Source organism: Nocardioides ginkgobilobae, assembly GCF_054781275.1.
In genome coordinates, this window is sequence record NZ_BAAGUS010000007.1 from 45,216 (window position 1) to 63,012 (window position 17,797).

Annotated in this window: 17 protein-coding genes; 11 read left to right on the forward strand and 6 right to left on the reverse strand. The window is 72.4% G+C overall.

Annotated features, from left to right (window positions below):
• Positions 1-55 precede the first annotated feature (55 nt).
• The gene (locus tag ACYVID_RS08705; protein WP_460736319.1) at positions 56-1,198 is read right to left on the reverse strand and encodes a SpoIID/LytB domain-containing protein; all 1,143 of its coding nucleotides are present in this window, start codon (positions 1,196-1,198) and stop codon (positions 56-58) included.
• A gap of 7 nt (positions 1,199-1,205) precedes the next feature.
• On the opposite strand from ACYVID_RS08705, the gene ACYVID_RS08710 reads away from it, so the two are divergent.
• Complete coding sequence (locus ACYVID_RS08710) at positions 1,206-1,382, forward strand: hypothetical protein (RefSeq protein ID WP_460736320.1); 177 nt, start codon at positions 1,206-1,208, stop codon at positions 1,380-1,382.
• A gap of 28 nt (positions 1,383-1,410) precedes the next feature.
• Here the strand turns inward: ACYVID_RS08710 and ACYVID_RS08715 are convergent, their stop codons facing one another.
• Positions 1,411-2,760, reverse strand: a complete 1,350-nt coding sequence (locus tag ACYVID_RS08715; RefSeq protein WP_460736321.1) for an MFS transporter — start codon at positions 2,758-2,760, stop codon at positions 1,411-1,413.
• Between the two features lie 77 nt (positions 2,761-2,837).
• On the opposite strand from ACYVID_RS08715, the gene ACYVID_RS08720 reads away from it, so the two are divergent.
• Positions 2,838-3,485 carry a hypothetical protein gene (locus ACYVID_RS08720; protein WP_460736322.1) on the forward strand — a complete coding sequence of 216 codons (648 nt, stop codon included), beginning with the start codon at positions 2,838-2,840 and terminating at the stop codon, positions 3,483-3,485.
• Between the two features lie 81 nt (positions 3,486-3,566).
• Here the strand turns inward: ACYVID_RS08720 and ACYVID_RS08725 are convergent, their stop codons facing one another.
• Both ACYVID_RS08725 and lpdA read right to left on the reverse strand, forming a co-directional pair.
• On the reverse strand, positions 3,567-4,961 hold the full coding sequence (locus ACYVID_RS08725; protein ID WP_460736323.1) for an NAD(P)H-quinone dehydrogenase: 1,395 nt from the start codon (positions 4,959-4,961) through the stop codon (positions 3,567-3,569).
• Between the two features lie 127 nt (positions 4,962-5,088).
• Positions 5,089-6,489 (reverse strand): dihydrolipoyl dehydrogenase, encoded by a 1,401-nt coding sequence (lpdA, locus tag ACYVID_RS08730; RefSeq protein ID WP_300638907.1) that lies wholly within the window; start codon positions 6,487-6,489, stop codon positions 5,089-5,091.
• 45 nt (positions 6,490-6,534) lie between these two features.
• Between lpdA and ACYVID_RS08735 the strand changes: the two genes are divergently transcribed.
• The 6 genes from ACYVID_RS08735 (at position 6,535) to ACYVID_RS08760 (ending at position 12,782) form a co-directional block, all read left to right on the forward strand.
• Positions 6,535-6,987, forward strand: a complete 453-nt coding sequence (locus ACYVID_RS08735; protein WP_460736324.1) for a gamma-glutamylcyclotransferase — start codon at positions 6,535-6,537, stop codon at positions 6,985-6,987.
• An 18-nt stretch (positions 6,988-7,005) separates the two neighbouring features.
• Complete coding sequence (locus ACYVID_RS08740) at positions 7,006-7,809, forward strand: purine-nucleoside phosphorylase (RefSeq protein ID WP_460736325.1); 804 nt, start codon at positions 7,006-7,008, stop codon at positions 7,807-7,809.
• Positions 7,810-7,831: 22 nt separating this feature from the next.
• Entirely contained in the window at positions 7,832-8,509 is a 678-nt protein-coding gene (locus ACYVID_RS08745; protein WP_460736326.1) for a TetR family transcriptional regulator, read from the forward strand.
• Entirely contained in the window at positions 8,506-9,144 is a 639-nt protein-coding gene (locus tag ACYVID_RS08750; RefSeq protein WP_460736327.1) for a biliverdin-producing heme oxygenase, read from the forward strand. The genes ACYVID_RS08745 and ACYVID_RS08750 overlap by 4 nt, the downstream gene beginning before the upstream one ends.
• 37 nt (positions 9,145-9,181) lie before the next feature.
• Complete coding sequence (locus ACYVID_RS08755; RefSeq protein WP_460736328.1) at positions 9,182-10,852, forward strand: phospho-sugar mutase; 1,671 nt, start codon at positions 9,182-9,184, stop codon at positions 10,850-10,852.
• Positions 10,853-11,246: 394 nt separating this feature from the next.
• Complete coding sequence (locus tag ACYVID_RS08760) at positions 11,247-12,782, forward strand: HNH endonuclease signature motif containing protein (RefSeq protein ID WP_460736329.1); 1,536 nt, start codon at positions 11,247-11,249, stop codon at positions 12,780-12,782.
• A 374-nt stretch (positions 12,783-13,156) separates the two neighbouring features.
• On the opposite strand, the gene ACYVID_RS08765 is transcribed toward ACYVID_RS08760, so the two are convergent.
• Both ACYVID_RS08765 and ACYVID_RS08770 read right to left on the reverse strand, forming a co-directional pair.
• Positions 13,157-13,756 carry a nucleotidyltransferase domain-containing protein gene (locus ACYVID_RS08765; protein WP_460736330.1) on the reverse strand — a complete coding sequence of 200 codons (600 nt, stop codon included), beginning with the start codon at positions 13,754-13,756 and terminating at the stop codon, positions 13,157-13,159.
• Between the two features lies 1 nt (position 13,757).
• Positions 13,758-14,381, reverse strand: a complete 624-nt coding sequence (locus tag ACYVID_RS08770) for a hypothetical protein (RefSeq protein ID WP_460736331.1) — start codon at positions 14,379-14,381, stop codon at positions 13,758-13,760.
• Between the two features lie 105 nt (positions 14,382-14,486).
• Here ACYVID_RS08770 and deoC point away from each other — a divergent pair, with 105 nt between their 5' ends.
• Genes deoC through ACYVID_RS08785 form a run of 3 tightly spaced genes read left to right on the forward strand, consistent with a single transcriptional unit; the run spans position 14,487 to position 17,795 of the window.
• A complete protein-coding gene (gene deoC / locus ACYVID_RS08775; RefSeq protein WP_460736332.1) occupies positions 14,487-15,476 on the forward strand; it encodes a deoxyribose-phosphate aldolase in 990 nt (329 codons plus the stop codon).
• A 16-nt stretch (positions 15,477-15,492) separates the two neighbouring features.
• On the forward strand, positions 15,493-16,929 hold the full coding sequence (locus ACYVID_RS08780) for an aldehyde dehydrogenase family protein (protein ID WP_460736333.1): 1,437 nt from the start codon (positions 15,493-15,495) through the stop codon (positions 16,927-16,929).
• Positions 16,926-17,795 (forward strand): aldehyde dehydrogenase family protein, encoded by an 870-nt coding sequence (locus tag ACYVID_RS08785; RefSeq protein ID WP_460736334.1) that lies wholly within the window; start codon positions 16,926-16,928, stop codon positions 17,793-17,795. The genes ACYVID_RS08780 and ACYVID_RS08785 overlap by 4 nt, the downstream gene beginning before the upstream one ends.
• Positions 17,796-17,797 lie beyond the last annotated feature (2 nt).

The following is a 17,797-nucleotide window of genomic DNA, read 5'->3' on the forward strand; positions in this document are numbered from 1 at the left end:
CAATCGCCTCAGGAGAACTACAGATCTGTAGTTCTGGGAGGCCTGTCCCAGCCGGTCAGGACACCTCGTGGAAGAGGGTGCTGCGCAGCCCGAGGCGGATCCGGAAGGTGTCGCCGCTGACGGTGCTCGAGCCCTCGCTGCCGACCACGGTGACCCGCGTGACCCGGCCGCCCCAGGCGCCACGGCCGTCGCGCTCGACCACCTCGACGCGCTCGTAGTCGCCGATGGTGTCGAAGGCGGTCTCCAGGTCGGCGACCGAGACGGTCTGCTCCCACCTGTAGCGGTCCCACGAGTCCCGGCGCGCAGGGAGGTAGTCGAAGGAGCCACGGACGCTGTAGCCGCCGTTGCTCGCGGAGAACTGGGCGAAGATCGGGTCCCCGCCCTGGGTCACCGCACGCCCGCGGGTCGCCCGGATCGCGGCGTCGGACGCCTCGTGCTCGGCGCTCGCACCGCCGTAGACCTGGCACTGCGAGGTGTCGCAGATCTGGTAGTGCCTCGCCGCCCGGTCGGCGCGCTCGAACGCGGCGTAGGTGCGGGCGGCGACCGCCTGTGCCCGGACCGCGTCGGGGTCCCAGAGCGCCGGCACCTCCTGGGGCACGACCCCGCGCAGGTAGTTCTCCAGGGAGAGCCGGTTGACGGTGTCGCGCCGGGTCCCGTCGGCGGACGCCGCAGCCGAGCGGAGCACCCCGCGGTAGGCCGTCCGGCCCTCGGGGGTCACCAGCGTGATCGGGGCCGTGGCGCTGAACTCGGCGTCACCGGCGAACACCTGCTGCCGGCGCCAGGACCCGTCGCGGAGCGACTCCAGCACGCTGCGGCCGCGGCCGTCGGCGGAGACCCGCCACTGCTCGGCCCGCGGGTCCAGCTTCGCGAGCGACCAGCTCCTCGACGTACCGACCTTGGCCAGGCGCAGCCCGGGACGGTCCTCCACCCGGGTGTCACCGTCGTCGTCGCCGGAGATCCACACCGCCACCTGCCCGCCCACCCTGCCGAGTCGGGTCCCGGGGTAGTAGGTGCGCAGGATCCGTTGCCAGCCGACCCCCTGCGTGGCAGCACGTTGGGCGCCGTGCTGCGAGAGCCCGATGCCGTGGCCGAAGCCGCGGCCCTCGAGCCGCAGCGGCTCGGCCGCGGAGGCGGGCGCGACGGGCAGCAGCAATCCGAGGGCCAGGAGCAGGGCAGGGGCGAGGGTCCGAGTTCCCATGCCTCTTATGACATCACTCGTCGTAGGAAGGTTGCGACTGGGCGTTGAACGTGCCCATCCGCACCTTCTCGGCCTCGTCCAGGAGCGGGTCGTCGATGCTGAAGACCTCGAGCTGGCCGAGGACGCCAACGCCGGCCAGGCCGCCGAGGTCGTGCGGATGCAGCGGCTGCTGGCCGACCTCTGAGCCGTGCCGCCCCTGCCTTGGGGGGCGGTCAGGGGCGGGGGTCCATCACCGGCACCTCGGTGTCGATGAGGGACGGCGGACCGACTGCGATCGCCTCCTCGGCCTCGGGCGCGGAGGAGCGGGCGTCGGCCAGCACCTCGGCGGGGACGTGCTGCTCGAGCCACCGCCGTGCGTAGAGAGCCACGGGGTGGAGTGCGGCCGTGGCGAGCACGATGATCCCGGCGATCACCAGCCAGCCGTAGGAGCTCCAGGTGATCGCGAGGAAGGTGTAGACCGCCGGCGCCCACACGCGGCCGAACGTCCCGCTGAACTCCGCCACGCCCTGGTAGTTGCCACGCTGACGCGGGTCCATCAGCTCGGCCTCGAAGGTCCAGCTGGCGGCCGAGAGCTTGAGCTCGACGCCGGTCAACGTGACGTGCCCGAGCCAGATCAGCAGGATCGTGACCCAGCCGACCGTCGAGTGGGTCGCCATGGTGATCAAGCAGGAGAGCACGAAGAACGCCGAGGAGAGCCTCATCGCCTTCAGTGCCGTCGGCACGTCGGACACACCACGGGCCGCCGCCATCGGCAGCACGATGCACATCACCGTGTTGGTCCCGAGCAGCAGGGCGACCAGCTCACGGGGGGCGTCGGTCTCGCTGATCACCCACAGCGGGATGACCATGTGCAGCAGCACCTGGTTGGTCCACGCCACACCGACCAGGAACGTCGTGGCCAGCCAGCCGGGGTTGCGGAGCGGCCCCGGACCCGGCACCTTCACCTTCCGCTCCTCAGGCGTCTTGGAGTCGTGCGAGGCGTCGGGCAACCGGGTGATCGCGGCCGCGTTGACCAAGAAGGCCAGCGCCGTGAACCACGGCAGTCCCTGGAGCAGCAGGTCCCCCGGCATGGCGAGGGCAAGCGCGCCCACCGCGGCACCGATCGTGAAGCCGGCGTTGAGCGCGGAGTACATGTAGGCGCGCGACCGGACCCGTTCGCCCGGAGGGAGGACATCGATCGTGTAGGCGCCGTGAGCGGCGCCCCCGAGAACACCCACGACCTCCATGGCGACCGCCATGACGACGTACCCGGTGAAGTCATCGATGAACGGCCACAACGCGAACATCGAGGCCTGCCCGACCGCGGAGACCGCCCACATCCGACGCGGACCGAAGCGGTCGACGACCTTGCCCATCGGCAGGGCGGCCACGAACGCTGCGATGCCGGCGATCGTGAGACCGAGCCCGACCTCGACCGGCTCCAGACCGACGATGACCGTGAAGAACACCGCTGACCCGGCGAGGAACGCTCCATCGCCCAGCGCGAAGAGCAGCGACTGGCGAGCGAGCCGTCCGGCGAGCGGCGAGGGCGGGCGGGCGGCACGGAGCAGGGCGGCGATCATCGCCGCCGATCTTCCTCCTCGCCACCGGCGCTGCGCCAATCACTTTCGCCCCCGGCCGGTCGTGGGATGCTCGACGCATGTGGAACCCGCTGCGAGCTCGGCGCGAACGCCGGGAGGCCCACCTGCTGGAGCGCGAGGCCTTCCGCTCCGCGCGACGGCTGGCCCGGGAGGACGTGCTCGTCCTGGGCGAGGACCTCGCTGCGCTCGCGCTGCCCGCGGACGCCTCGCACGAGGTGCGCGAGCACCACCGGTTCGCCCTCGACGGCTACGAGGAGGCGTCGAGGATGCTCGATGCGGCTGACTCCGTGGACGAGGTGGACGCGCTGGACGAGGTGCTGCAGGCCGCCCGCTGGGAGCTGGCCGCCGTGCGGGCCCTGGAGGCGGGCGAGCCGGTGCCCGACCGGCGGGGCCCCTGCTTCTTCAACCCCCAGCACGGGCCCGCGGTCACGACGCTCGAGTGGACCCCACCGGGAGGCACGGCCCGACGGGTGGAGGTGTGCCGCAACGACGAGCTACGCCTGGAGACCGGGGCCGATCCCGCCCACCGGCTCGTGCGGGTGGGCGACCGCCACGTGCCCTGGTGGCAGGCGGCCAGCGCGTCCGCCGGGTCGTTCTCACGGACGCGGCACTCCCTCGACGGCCACGGCCCGCTCGTGCACGCCGCGATCGCGGAGGCGCACGTGCGCAGCGGCCTCGGCGGGGCCAGCATCGTGATCCACGGGTGAGGGCCGGCGCCGGACGCGTCCGGACCCGGTGCTGACACGCGCCTCAGACCCGGGTCTCGGACCGGGCCTCGGACCCGGTGCTCAGATGCGGTGCAGCCTCCGGGCGGCCTCGGCGATCGACCCGCTCATCGAGGGGTAGACCGTGAACGCCTGGGCCAGCTGGTCGGCGGTGAGCGACTCGGCCACCGCGATCGAGACCGGGTGGATCAGCTCGGAGGCGCGCGGGCCGACGACCACGCCACCGACGACGATGCCGGTGCCGGGACGGATGAAGAGCTTCACGAAGCCGTCGCGGACGCCCTGCATCTTCGCGCGCGGGTTGCCCGACAGCGGGAGCATGACGACCTCGGCCTGCATCTCGCCCGCGTCCACGGCCTCCTGCGAGCAGCCGACCGTGGCGATCTCCGGGGCGGTGAAGACGTTGGAGGAGACCTTCTTGAGATCCAGCGGGTGCACGGTGTCGCCGAGCAGGTGCCACATCGCGATCCGGCCCTGCATGGCGGCCACGGAGGCGAGCATGAGGACGCCGGTGCAGTCGCCGGCGGCGTACACCCCTCGCGCGGAGGTGCGCGAGACCCGGTCGACGTAGACGAAGCCACCGTCCTTGAGCAGCACGCCGGCCTCCTCGAGACCGAGGTCGGCGGTGTTGGGGACCGAGCCCAGCGCCAGGATGCAGTGCGAGGCCTGCACCTCGCGGCCGTCGGTGAGCGCGACGGTCACGACGTCGCCGGAGCGGGTCACCGACTCCATCCGCGACTTCGACAGCACGTTCATGCCGCGGCGCTTGGAGACCTCCTCCAGCACCATGGAGGCGTCCGCGTCCTCACCGGGCAGCACCCGGTCGCGGGAGGACACGAGCGTGACCGGGATGCCGAGGGCCTGGTACGCCGAGGCGAACTCCGCGCCCGTGACGCCGGAGCCCACCACGACCAGCTCCTCGGGCCGCTCGTCGAGGTCGTAGACCTGCTCCCAGGTCAGGATCCGCTCCCCGTCGGGCTGCGCGCTGGGCAGCGTCCGCGGGGCGGCGCCGGTGGCGACGAGGACCGCGTCGGCGTCGAGCACCGTCTCCGACCCGTCGGCGCCGGTGGCGACGACCCGGTTGGGGCCGTCGAGCCGGCCGCGGCCCTGCACCAGCCGCACGCCGTCACGGTCGATGCGGCGCGCGATGTCGCGGGACTGGTCGGCCGCGAGCTGCTTGACCCGCGCGTTGACGCGCTGCAGGTCGACGGTGATGCCGGAGGCGGCGTCGCCCTCCTTGTCCTGCATGGTGATGCCGAGCTCGCCGGCCTCGGCCACCTCGGTCATCACCTCGGCGGTCGCGATCAGCGTCTTGCTCGGCACGCAGTCGGTGAGCACCGCCGAGCCGCCGAGGCCGTCGGTGTCGACGATGGTCACCTCGGCCCCGAGCTGGGCGGCCACGTGGGCGGCCTCGTAGCCGCCGGGGCCTCCCCCGACGATGACGACGCGGTCGGTCATTGGACTGTCTCCTCGCTAGCGACTGGTGTCTCGACCCACCGGACCACGGCTTCGTCCCTCAGCCGTGCCGGCTGCTCGACCTTGACTCGCCCACGCGTCGAGCTCCTCCGTCGCTCGTCGCTGCTCGTCAAAAGTTGATCATGTGGCCGGTGATGCCGTGGACGGCTTCCTTCACGGCCTCCGACAGGGTCGGGTGGGCGAAGACGTTGCGGGCAACCTCGTCGGCGGTCAGGTCCCACTTCTGGGCCAGGGTCAGCACCGGGAGCTGCTCGGTGACGTCGGGGCCGATCATGGCCGCACCGAGGATCTCGTTGTGCTCGGCGTCGGCGATCACCTTCACGAACCCGACGGCCTCGCCGAGGCCCTGCGCCTTGCCGTTGGCCGAGAACGGGAACGTCGCGGTCTTGACGTCGTAGCCCTTCTCCTTGGCCTGCTCCTCGGAGTAGCCGAAGGAGCCGATCTGCGGCTGGCAGTAGGTCGCGCGCGGGACGAAGTCGTACTCCACGGGCATGGTCTCGGCGCCGGCGAGGGTCTCGGCGGCCACGATCCCCATGGCCTCGGCGACGTGGGCGAGCATGAGCTTCCCGGTGACGTCGCCGATGGCGTAGACGTGGTCGACGCCGGTGCGGCAGTAGTCGTCGATCTCGATCGCGCCGCGGTCGGAGACGGTCACGCCGGTGGCCTCGAGGCCGTAGCCGTCGACGCGGGGGGCGAAGCCGAAGGCGGCGAGGAACTTGTCGGCCTCCAGCACCTGGGAGTCGCCGCCGGACGCGGGGCTCACGGTGACCTTGACGCCCGAGCCGGTGTCCTCGACCTTCTCGACCTTGGTGGAGGTCATCACCTTCACGCCGAGCTTCTTGTAGTGCTTGGCCAGCTCCTTGGACACGTCGGCGTCCTCGGTGGGGACCATCCGGTCCAGGAACTCCACGATCGTCACGTCGACGCCGAAGTTCTTCATGACGTAGGCGAACTCGACGCCGATGGCGCCGGAGCCGCCGATGATGATCGAGCTCGGCAGGTTCTCGTCGAGGATCTGCTCCTCGTAGGTCACGACGTTCTCCGAGAGCTCCAGGCCCGGCAGCAGCCGCACCTTCGCGCCCGTGGCGATGATCAGGTCGTCGCAGGTGTAGGACGTCGTCGAGCCGTCCTTGCCCTTCACGTCGAGCGAGGTCGGACCGGTGAGGGTGCCCCAGCCGTCGATCTCGGTGATCTTGTTCTTCTTCATGAGGAAGTGGACGCCCTTGACGATCCCCTCGCTGACCTTGCGGCTGCGCGCGTGGGTCGGGCCGAAGGACATCGTGGCGTCGCCCTCGATGCCGTACTTGGCCTTGTCGTGGGTGAGCACGTGGGCCAGCTCGGCGTTCTTGAGCAGCGCCTTGGAGGGGATGCAGCCGACGTTGAGGCAGACACCACCCCAGTACTTCTCCTCCACCACGGCGACCGACTTGCCGAGCTGAGCCGCGCGGATGGCGGCGACGTAGCCGCCGGGGCCGGCGCCGAGGACCAGGACATCGAAGTGCGTCGTCACGTGTCCCACCCTAGTCCCGGTCCGCGGACGGTTAACCTTCGGCCTGTGACGCTGTACGCCGCCTACGGGACCAACCTCGATCCCGCGCGGATGGGCGAGCGGTGCCCGCACTCCCCGCTGCGCACCACCGGCTGGCTCGAGGGTTGGCGACTGACCTTCGGCGGCGAGGAGCACGGCTGGGACGGAGCGCTGTCCACGATCGTGCAGGACACCTTCGAGCGGGTCTTCGTGGCGGTCTACGACGTCACCCGCGAGGACGAGCGGCTGCTCGACGAATGGGAGTCGGCCGACAGCGGCCTCTACCGCAAGACCAAGGTGCGGGTCTCGACGATGACCGGCAGCCAGGTGGCCTGGACCTACGTCCTGGACGCGTACGAGGGGGGCATCCCCTCCGCGTCGTACCTCGGCGTGCTCGCCGACGCCGCCGAGGCGGCCTCGGCGCCCGACGACTACGTCGCCGCGCTACGTCGTCGGCCCTGTCGCTCGACCGGACTGTGACGCCGTAAGGTCCGGCTCGTGAACGAGGAGCCGACCCCCTACTCCCGTGCCGAGGACGCCGCCGCGCGCCTGGCCGACCTGACCGGCGTCGAGCGCCACGACGTCGCCCTCGTGCTGGGCTCCGGCTGGCTGCCGGCCGTCGACGCCCTGGGCGAGGCGACCGCGGAGATCGACACCACCGACCTGCCCGGCTTCTCGGCCGCAGCGGTGGCCGGGCACAGCGGGAAGATCCGCTCGGTCCGCGCCGGCGACCGCCAGCTGCTGGTCTTCCTCTCCCGCACCCACTACTACGAGGGCAAGGGCGTGGACGCCGTGGTGCACGGCGTGCGCACCGCCGCCGCGGCCGGCTGCCGCGCCATCGTGCTGACCAACGGCTGCGGTGGGCTGAAGCCGCACTGGACACCCGGCACGCCGGTGCTGATCAGCGACCACCTCAACCTCACGGGGCGCTCCCCCATCGTCGGCGCGCGCTTCGTCGACCTCACCGACCTCTACTCCAGCCGGCTGCGCGAGATGTGCCGCAGCGTGGACCCCTCCCTGGAGGAGGGCGTCTACGTCCAGTTCCCCGGACCCCACTACGAGACCCCTGCCGAGGTCCGGATGGCCGGCATCCTCGGCGGCCATCTCGTGGGCATGAGCACCACCCTCGAGGCGATCGCTGCCCGCGAGGCGGGCATGGAGGTGCTCGGCATCAGCCTGGTTACCAACCTGGCCGCCGGCATCAGCGACCAGCCCCTCGACCACGCCGAGGTCCTCGAGGCCGGCCGCGCAGCGGCGTCCCGGATGGGTGACCTGCTCAGCCGGGTCGTCCCGGGGATCTGACGGAGCACCAGGAGGCACGCTGATGGACCGGACCCCCGCCACCCAGCCCGTCCGTCCGGGCGGGACGGCTGCCAGCGGAGCCGAGACCCGCGAGCGGCTCCTGGTCGCCGCGACCCGCGCGTTCGCCGAGCACGGCGTCACCAACGCCTCCCTGCTCGACATCACCCGCCAGGCCGGCCAGCGCAACCGCGGTGCGGTGCACTACCACTTCGGCTCCCGCGAGGGCCTGCTCGCCGCCGTGCTCGAGCAGCACGCCGCCTTCCTGTCCGAGCGCGAGCACCGGCTGCTCGAGGTCGCCCAAGGGCGACCCGACGACGACCTGGCCGCGGCCCTGGAGGCGCTGGTCCGGCCCGCGACCGAGCTCTCCGAGACCGGCTGGAGCGGCCGCTGCTACCTCGTCATCGTCGCCGACCTGATCGCCGACGAGCAGCACGACAAGGACCCCGACGTGCAGGCGGCGCTGGAGCGCTCGGGCGGCGTCCCGGTCTACGAGCTGATCTCCGCCCGGATGCCGCAGATGCCCGACGACGTCCGCGCCGAGCGCCTGGCCCTGCTCACGTCGTTCATCCTGCGCTCCATCGGAGACCGGGCGCGGGCCGAGGAGCGCGGCTCCACGCAGCGCCTCGCCCTGGACACCGAGTTCTTCGTGCGCAACCTCGTCTCGATGTGCGCAGGCATGCTGCGCGCCCCCCTGCCTTGAGCCTGACCCTCGCGGTCAAGGAGGGCACCCGCTCCGAGCACGAGGCGGCCGAGCGCAGCCCCTTCCTGGTCGCCCTGCTCGGTGGCGGGGTCGACGCGAGCGGGTACGCCGCCTACCTGCGACGCCTCCGGCCGGTCTACGCCGCGCTCGAGTCGGTCGGGCGGGCGATGCGGGAGGACCGGTGGGTCGGCGCGGTCCACGACCCCGCACTGGAACGGCTCGGCGCCATCGACGCCGACCTCGCCCACTGGGCACCGGGCGCACCCGTCGAGGTGGAGTCCCCCGCCGCCGCGGCGTACGTCTCGCGGATCGAGGCCAGCACCGCCTCCGGCCCGCAGTACGTCGCGCACCACTACACCCGCTACCTCGGCGACCTCACGGGCGGGCGGGTCGTGCGCAAGGCGGTGCAGCGACACCTGGGCGCCACCGGACCGGGCCTGGCCTTCTTCGCCTTCGAGCTGCCGGAGAAGCCGAAGGCCTACAAGGGCTGGTACCACTCGCGCATCGACCAGCTCCCGACCTCGCCGCGCGACGTCGAGACCGTGGTCAACGAGGCGCGGGTCGCCTTCGAGCTCACCCGGGGCCTGCTCGACGAGCTCGCCGACAGCCCTGTCGGGGACCCGACGCCGCGCTGACGCACGGCCACGCGCCCGAGGCCGCTACCGTCGCGCCATGAGCACCGCCGCCTCGCCCGAGATCGCCGACCTCCTCGACCGCGCCCGGGCGTGGGCAGCAGCGGACCCCGACGCCACGACGCGCGCGGAGCTCGAGGCGATCGTGCGCGAGGTCGAGGCCGGGGGCGACCCCACCGACCTCGCCGACCGCTTCGACGGCACGCTGGAGTTCGGCACCGCAGGCCTGCGCGGCGCCCTCGGTGCCGGCCCCAACCGGATGAACCGGGCCGTCGTGCTCCGCGCGGCGGCCGGGCTGGCGGCGTACCTCCCCAGCCGGGGAGCGGTGGTCGTCGGGTACGACGCCCGCCACCTCTCCGACACCTTCGCCGAGGACACCGCGGCGGTCATGAGCGGCGCCGGGCTCGACGTGTGGCTGCTGCCGCGCCCGCTGCCGACGCCGGTCCTGGCCTACGCCGTCCGCGAGCTCGGCTGCGTGGCCGGAGTCATGGTCACCGCCAGCCACAACCCGCCCCAGGACAACGGCTACAAGGTCTACCTCGGGGACGGCAGCCAGATCGTCTCGCCCGCCGACGCGGAGATCGCCGCCAGGATCGCCGAGGTCGGGGACCTCGCCTCGGTCCCGCGCGGCACCGGGTGGAAGGTGCTCGGCGAGGACCTCCTGGACCGCTACCTCGACACGGTGGCCGGGCTGGCCGAGGACGGTCCGCGCGACCTCGACGTGGTCTACACCCCGCTGCACGGCGTCGGCGGCACCGCCGTCGCGCAGGTGCTGGAGACCGCCGGCTTCGAGCCCGCGCAGGTCGTGCCCGAGCAGGAGGAGCCCGACCCGGACTTCTCCACCGTCGCCTTCCCCAACCCCGAGGAGCCGGGTGCGATGGACCTCGCGCTCGCGTTGGCCCAGGAGCGTGGCGCCGACCTGGTCGTGGCCAACGACCCCGACGCCGACCGGTGCGCCGCCGCCGTGCCCACGCCCACGGGCTGGCGGATGCTGCGCGGCGACGAGGTGGGCGCGCTGCTCGCCACCCACCTGCTGCGCCGGGGCCGCACCGGAGTCCTGGCCACCACCATCGTGTCGTCCTCGCTGCTCTCGAAGATCGCGGCCGCTGCGGGGCAGCCCTACGAGGAGACCCTCACCGGCTTCAAGTGGATCGGCCGGGTCGAGGGGCTGGCCTTCGGCTACGAGGAGGCCCTGGGCTACTGCTGCGACCCCGAGCACGTGAAGGACAAGGACGGCGTCTCCGCCCTGCTGCTGCTCTGCGAGCTCGCCGCCTCGCTCAAGGCCGAGGGGCGCACCCTGCTCGACCTGCTCGACGACCTCGCCCGCGAGCACGGCCTCCACGCCACCGACCAGGTCTCCGTGCGGGTCTCGGACCTCTCGCTCATCAGCGACGCCATGCAGCGGCTGCGCACCTCACCGCCCACCTCGCTCGGCGGCCTGTCGGTGCTGGCGATCGACGACCTCGCGCTCGGCTCGGACGCCCTCCCGCCCACCGACGGCCTGCGGTTCCGCCTCGACTCCGGCGCCCGTGTCGTCGTCCGGCCCAGCGGCACCGAGCCGAAGATCAAGTGCTACCTCGAGGTCGTCGTCCCCGTGGAGCCGGCATCCGAGAACCCCGACCAGGTCGATGCCGTCGAGGCCGCCCGGATCTCCGCCGCCACGCGGCTCGACGCCCTCGGTGCGGACATCCGGCGGGCGGCGGGGCTGTAGGTCCGTCCATCCTCGGTCGAAGGCCCGTCGGGGGCGGACCCTGCGGTGGTCGAGGGGGCGCGCCAGCGCCAACTGCTGGTCGAGGTGCGAGGAGCGTCAGCGACGAGCCGCGAGACCCCGTACGCGGGTCGCTGCCCTGCCCCCGGGGTTGCTCCCTGGGTCACCCTCGGTTGGGTCGTGGCGGGTTCGCGCCGCAGCAGGTCCTGAATTCAGTGAAGGCGTGGTCGCTCTGGGTGCCGCCTGAGCTTCTTGGTTGCGCTCGACTCGACGGTCGCCCGCCGCTGGGGTGCTCGCTTCGGTCGGGCTTCGAGCAAGGCACCCAAGTGTCCCCGAAAAGTGGATCTGACCTGGGGAAACACTGTCGCTCGAACGTGTGTTCGACTACACTTTCACCATGCCCACCAGTTCCCTCCTCGAGGCGATCCGCGCCGCCAAGGCGCGTGAGGACGACGCAGCCCGCGAGCTGCTGATCGGGGTCGCGCAGTGGGCAGATGCGCACACCACCGGTGCGCTGATGCCGGACCTGTACGGCACCTACTCACACCCCGACGACGAGGCGTACGACGCCGCGGAGTCCGCGTGGATCCAGCGGTTCGGGATGCCCGGTGCCGACACCATGCTCGACCTCGCCGGCGCCGGCGCTCCCGAGGTCTCCGACTTCGCCGTCACCGAGCTGTCCACCGCCCTCGGCCGCACGCGCGAGTCCGGGCGCCTGCTCGTAGGTGACGCCATCGAGGCCAAGCACCGCCTCCCCCGCGTCTGGGCCCGACTCGTCGCAGGACAGGTCACCGCCTGGCGAGTACGCCGCCTCGCCCAAGCCACCCGCGGCCTCTCCGAAGCCGCAGCCGCGTTCGTCGACGCCCAGGTCGCCCACGTCATCCACACCGCCGGCCCCATCACCGTGGCCCGGCTCGTCCTCGAAGCATCCGCCCGGTTCGACCCCGAATCCACCGAGATCACCGAGTGCGACACCCGCGCCAACCTCTACTTCGACCTCGACCTCGCATCCCCCGCTACCTCGGTCGGTGCGGCCTCCGCCGTCAGTGCCGACGGACTCCTCGACCGCGCCGACGCCGAGGACCTCGAAGCAGCCATTCGGCAGATCGCCCACCAGCTGCTCCTCGACGGCTCCACCGACGACCTGGCCGTGCGCCGCGCGAAGGCCCTCGGCTACATCGCCCGCGGCCAACACCCCTTCCCCGAAGCGGACGGTGAGGCGAACCGCGACGATCAGGCGACGCAGGACCAGCGAGCCGCCCAGGACGGCCGGGCGACGCAGGATGGACGGGCGACGCAGGATGGTCGAGCAGCGAGCGCCAGCGAGCGTCGTCGAGACCGCGCGACCGACACGCCCACCGGCCCCGGCAGCAACGCCCCCAACGCCCGCACCTCCGCTCGCCGGGTCGTGGTCCTCACCGTCCACCTCTCCGACGCCGCCCTGACCGGCGCACCCCAGATCGACCCCACCACCGGCCAGCTCGGCCTCAACCTCGCCCGCCTCGACAACCACCACCAGCTCCTGACCGCCGACACGGTCCGCGAGTGGTGCCGCACACCCGGCACCCAGGTCATCGTGAAGCCCGTCATCGACCTCCACGACACCGTCGCCGTCGACTCCTACGAGGTCCCCGACCGCATCGCCACCAGGGTCAAGCTCGCCCGGACGACCTGCACCTTCCCGCACTGCCGCCGACCTGCCGAGTCCGCCGACCTCGACCACACCGTCGAGTACTCCGACACCGGCCCACCCGGGCAGACATCGACCGACAACCTCGCGCCCCTCTGCAGGCACGACCACCGCGCCAAGACCCACCCCTCACCAGCAGGCAGACCCTGGGCCGTCCGCGGACTCTCGCCAGGACACTGGATCTGGACCAGCCCCCACGGCAACCAGTTCCTCGTCCACCCCGACGGCACCACCCCACTCTGAGCACCTACACCTGAGCGCGCTCGCAGCCCGACCACCACCCCGGTGGCCGGGCTACCAGCACGCCCCAGGCCGGACAGCGCTGGCCGCGGTGCGAGCGGAGCGAGCCACGAGACCGGGATGACGGAGCAGACGGACGCGACCGAGCCGAGCTGGAGGTCCTCCTCGGCAGCAGGTGCCGGACAGGACCTCCACATCCACACCCGCAGCCCGCCGCCCCCAGACCGCAGCCCTCGGCCCGCAGCCCTCGGCCCCGAAGCATGGTCGAGCAGGCGAGCGCCAACGAGCCGTCGTCGCGACCGCGCGACCGGACCGCGCACCGCCCAGGCGCTCAGTGGGCCGTGGTCACCGAGACCCGTACCGGTCATGGCCGGCACTCACGTGGATCGGACCCAGTCGTGACCGGGTGAGACGAGGTCGAGGGCATCACGCAGCCACGACCTGGCCTCGGGGGACAGCAGGGGCGCGGCGGCGGCGAGGTCGGCCTCGTCCTTCGGGCGCCGTCCCTTGCTCTTCTGCAGGAGCTGCACCTCCGGCGCGAGCACCTGCCGCGCGGGGTCCGAGGCCGGACCGGCCAGCGACGACACCGGACGGCGCAGCCGGGCGTCGCGGCGGTAGACCCAGTCCTCGCCATCCGTGTCGTCGATCATCAGCTGCAGCGCCCACGGCGACGAGGGCGTCGGCCGGCACCAGACGTCGTGGACCCCGACCGGGAGGGTCTCCCCCACGGGCCACGGGCGCAGCGTGCCGGGCGGGTCCGCCGCGTGGACGTCCCACGAGGCGAGGGCGGAGCGGAAGGCCGCCTGGTCCCGTCGCAGCACCAGCACGTCGGTGTCCTCGTGGACCCGCGTGACCCGACCCACGAAGGCGTCGATCGCCCACCCGCCGGCCAGCCACCACGGCGCCCCGACACCAGCGAGCAGGTCCGGCAGCGCAGCAGGGTCCAGCGGCGACCAGGGCAGCTGGTGCGGTTCCACCTCAGAACCAGATGCTGGCAACGAAGAGCAGGGTCGCGGCGGGGACCAGGGCGATCGGCACCCACGCCGGCTCGCGTCGTACGACGGCGGGCGCGGCCTCACCCGCAGCGGCTCGCTTCCCGGCTCGCCCCTCGGCGGCCCGCGCGGCGCGGACGGCCTCCTGGATCCGCTCCTCCACGAAGTCGGCGTAGTCGGCACCCTGGTCGGGCTGCCAGCCCTCGCCCGGCACGGCCGTCATCGTCAGGTCCCGGGTGGTCCGCGCGCGGCGCATGGCCCGGAAGCGGGTCCGGCCGACCGCGGGGTTGGCGTAGCGCTTGTCCGCGACCGTGGCCACCAGCACCTGCTGGACCACGAGCGACTGCACCGCGGCGAGCGGGAGATGCACGGACGAGAACATCCCGCGCAGCACCAGCCACGGCCCCTCGAGCCACACGCGCGGGCGCAGGGCCGCGGCCCAGGCCAGGACGATCGCCAGCACCCCGCCGGTGCCCACGGCCGGCGGGTAGCCCTCGGGCACCAGCACCGCGAGCACGACGGCGGCCACGCCCAGGACGACCGTCACGACCGCGGTGAGCCGACCGCTCGTGGGGGCGAACTCCACCCGCTCGTGCTGGTCGTGGTCCATCGGGCTCTCCTGTGCGTGAGGGGAGGGGCAGGGCGGGCGGGCCGGGCGGCTGGGGGCCCCGCCGAAGGTTGGGGCGCAGAGCGCCGGCAACCCTATGCTGACCCAATGCCCACGATCTCCATCCAGGGAGTCGGCTGGGACCTCTCGGACGCCACCCGGTCCGATGCTGCGCTGCGCCGCTTCCTCCACGGCCTGCCGGGCGTCGACCAGGTCGGGGCCGAGGCCCGCGCCGCCGCTCTCGGCACCCGCTCGATCAAGACCACCGCGAAGGCCCAGGCCATCGACCTGGCGATCCGGATGGTCGACCTGACGACCCTCGAGGGCCAGGACACCCCGGGCAAGGTGCGCGCGCTGGCCAGCAAGGCCATGCGCCCGGACCCGACCGACCCGACGTGCCCTGCCACCGCCGCGGTCTGCGTCTACCCCGACCTGGTCGGGGTGGCCAAGGAGACCCTGACCGACGGAGGACGGCGCGACTCGGACGTCCACATCGCTGCCGTCGCCACCGCCTTCCCCTCCGGCCGCGCCGCGCTCGACATCAAGCTCGCCGACACCGCCGACGCCGTCGAGGCCGGTGCCGACGAGATCGACATGGTCATCGACCGGGGCGCGTTCCTCTCCGGCCGCTACCTCCAGGTCCTCGAGGAGATCGTCGCGGTGCGCGAGGCGTGCACCCAGGGCGAGCGCTCGGCCCACCTCAAGGTGATCTTCGAGACCGGCGAGCTGCAGACCTACGACAACGTCCGCCGCGCGAGCTGGCTGGCGATGATGGCCGGCGCCCACTTCATCAAGACCTCCACCGGCAAGGTCCAGCCCGCCGCGACCCTGCCGGTCACGATGATCATGCTCGAGGCCGTGCGCGACTTCCGCGAGGCGACCGGGCAGATGGTCGGCGTGAAGCCGGCGGGTGGCATCCGCAGCACCAAGGACGCCATCAAGTACCTCGTCATGGTCAACGAGGTCGCTGGCCCCGACTGGCTGGACCCCGACTGGTTCCGCTTCGGCGCCTCCACGCTCCTCAACGACCTGCTGATGCAGCGCACCAAGATGCGCACCGGCCGCTACAGCGGCCCCGACTACGTGACGCTCGACTGAGCCCGGGAGAACAGGCATGAGCATCTTCGAGTACGCACCCGCGCCGGAGTCCCGCGCGGTCGTCGACATCAAGGAGTCCTACGGGCTCTTCGTTAACGGTGAGTTCACGCCCGGTGGCGGCGCCTCCTTCAAGACGGTCAATCCGGCCACGGAGGAGGTGCTGGCCGAGGTCGCCGAGGCCGACGCCGCCGACGTCGACCGCGCCGTCAAGGCCGCCCGCAAGGCCCACGACAAGGTGTGGGGCCGGATGCCGGGCCGCGAGCGCGCCAAGTACCTCTACCGGATCGCCCGGATCATCCAGGAGCGCAGCCGCGAGCTCGCCGTGCTGGAGTCGATCGACAACGGCAAGCCGATCAAGGAGTCCCGCGACGTCGACGTCCCGACCGTGGCCGCGCACTTCTTCTACTACGCCGGCTGGGCGGACAAGCTGGAGCACTCCGGCTACGGCACGACCCCGATCGGCGTCGCCGGCCAGGTCATCCCGTGGAACTTCCCGCTGCTGATGCTCGCGTGGAAGGTGGCGCCCGCCCTGGCCTGCGGCAACACCGTCGTGCTCAAGCCCGCGGAGACCACGCCGCTGACCGCGCTGCTCTTCGCCGAGATCTGCCAGCAGGCCGACCTCCCGCCGGGCGTGGTCAGCATCCTCACCGGCGCCGGCGAGACCGGCCGCGCGATCGTCGAGCACCCGGGTGTCGACAAGGTCGCCTTCACCGGCTCCACCGAGGTCGGCAAGGCGATCGCCCGGGCCGTGGCCGGCACCGACAAGCGGGTGACCCTCGAGCTGGGCGGCAAGGCCGCCAACATCGTCTTCGACGACGCCCCGATGGACCAGGCGGTCGAGGGGATCGTCAACGGCATCTTCTTCAACCAGGGCCACGTCTGCTGTGCGGGCTCGCGCCTGCTGGTCCAGGAGTCGGTGGCCGAGGAAGTGCTCGAGCGGCTCAAGCGCCGGATGGGCACCCTGCGCGTCGGCGACCCCCTGGACAAGAACACCGACGTCGGCGCCATCAACTCCGCCGGGCAGCTGGCCCGCATCCGCGAGCTGTCCGACATCGGCGAGGCCGAGGGCGCCGAGCGCTGGTCGCCCCCGTGCGACCTGCCCTCCGCCGGCTACTGGTTCGCCCCGACCCTGTTCACCGGGGTCTCCCAGGCCCACCGGATTGCCCGCGAGGAGATCTTCGGCCCGGTCCTGTCGGTGCTGACCTTCCGCACGCCGTCCGAGGCGGTCGAGAAGGCCAACAACACGCCGTACGGGCTCTCGGCCGGCATCTGGACCGAGAAGGGCTCGCGCATCCTCGAGGTCGCGGGCCGGCTGCGCGCCGGTGTGGTGTGGGCCAACACGTTCAACAAGTTCGACCCGACCAGCCCCTTCGGCGGCTACAAGGAGTCCGGCTACGGCCGCGAGGGCGGCCGGCACGGGCTGGCGGCATACCTGAAGGGTGGCCAGGCATGAGCAGGATCGACGTCCGCAAGACCTACAAGCTCTTCATCGGCGGCGCCTTCCCGCGCTCGGAGTCGGGCTACTCCTACGTCGTGAACGACCACCAGGGAGCCTTCGTGGCCAACGCCGCCCTCGCCTCGCGCAAGGACGCCCGCGACGCCGTCGTCGCCGCCCGCAAGGCCTTCCCGGGTTGGTCGAGGCGCACGGCCTACAACCGGGCGCAGGTGCTCTACCGGGTCGCCGAGGTCATGGAGGACCGCCGCCCGCAGTTCGTCCAGGCCGTCCAGCAGTCCGAGGGCCTGTCGGGCGGCAAGGCCGAGGGCGTCGTGGACGCCGCGGTCGACCGGCTGGTCTGGTACGCCGGCTGGGCCGACAAGCTGGCCCAGGTCGTCGGCAACGCCAACCCGGTCGCCGGTCCGTTCTTCAACCTCTCGACCCCCGAGCCGACCGGTGTCGTGGCCGTGCTGGCCCCGCAGCGCTCCTCGCTGCTGGGTCTGGTCTCGGTGCTGGCCCCGGTCGTGGTCAGCGGCAACACCGCCGTCCTGGTCAGCTCCTACGAGCGCCCGCTCCCGGCGGTGAACCTGGCCGAGGTCCTCGCGACCAGCGACGTGCCGGGCGGCGTGGTCAACATCCTCACCGGCAGCGCGGCCACCGTCGCACCGTGGCTGGCCTCGCACATGGACGTCAACGCCATCGACCTCACCGGTGTGGCCGGTGACACCGCGCTGGCCGCCGAGCTCGAGGTCGCGGCGGCCGACAACCTCAAGCGCGTCCGTCGCGCGCCTGCGGCCGAGCCCGACTGGACCCTCGACCCGGGTTTGGAGCCGATGACGGCGTTCCTCGAGGTCAAGACGGTCTGGCACCCCATGGGGGTCTGAGC

Coding starts and splice junctions, on each gene's coding strand:
- ACYVID_RS08705 (WP_460736319.1), bottom strand. CDS start 1,198: ATGGGAACTCGGACCCTCGCCCCTGCCCTGCTCCTGGCCCTCGGATTG.
- ACYVID_RS08710 (WP_460736320.1), top strand. CDS start 1,206: ATGACATCACTCGTCGTAGGAAGGTTGCGACTGGGCGTTGAACGTGCC.
- ACYVID_RS08715 (WP_460736321.1), bottom strand. CDS start 2,760: ATGATCGCCGCCCTGCTCCGTGCCGCCCGCCCGCCCTCGCCGCTCGCC.
- ACYVID_RS08720 (WP_460736322.1), top strand. CDS start 2,838: ATGTGGAACCCGCTGCGAGCTCGGCGCGAACGCCGGGAGGCCCACCTG.
- ACYVID_RS08725 (WP_460736323.1), bottom strand. CDS start 4,961: ATGACCGACCGCGTCGTCATCGTCGGGGGAGGCCCCGGCGGCTACGAG.
- ACYVID_RS08745 (WP_460736326.1), top strand. CDS start 7,832: ATGGACCGGACCCCCGCCACCCAGCCCGTCCGTCCGGGCGGGACGGCT.
- ACYVID_RS08755 (WP_460736328.1), top strand. CDS start 9,182: ATGAGCACCGCCGCCTCGCCCGAGATCGCCGACCTCCTCGACCGCGCC.
- ACYVID_RS08760 (WP_460736329.1), top strand. CDS start 11,247: ATGCCCACCAGTTCCCTCCTCGAGGCGATCCGCGCCGCCAAGGCGCGT.
- ACYVID_RS08770 (WP_460736331.1), bottom strand. CDS start 14,381: ATGGACCACGACCAGCACGAGCGGGTGGAGTTCGCCCCCACGAGCGGT.
- deoC (WP_460736332.1), top strand. CDS start 14,487: ATGCCCACGATCTCCATCCAGGGAGTCGGCTGGGACCTCTCGGACGCC.
- ACYVID_RS08780 (WP_460736333.1), top strand. CDS start 15,493: ATGAGCATCTTCGAGTACGCACCCGCGCCGGAGTCCCGCGCGGTCGTC.
- ACYVID_RS08785 (WP_460736334.1), top strand. CDS start 16,926: ATGAGCAGGATCGACGTCCGCAAGACCTACAAGCTCTTCATCGGCGGC.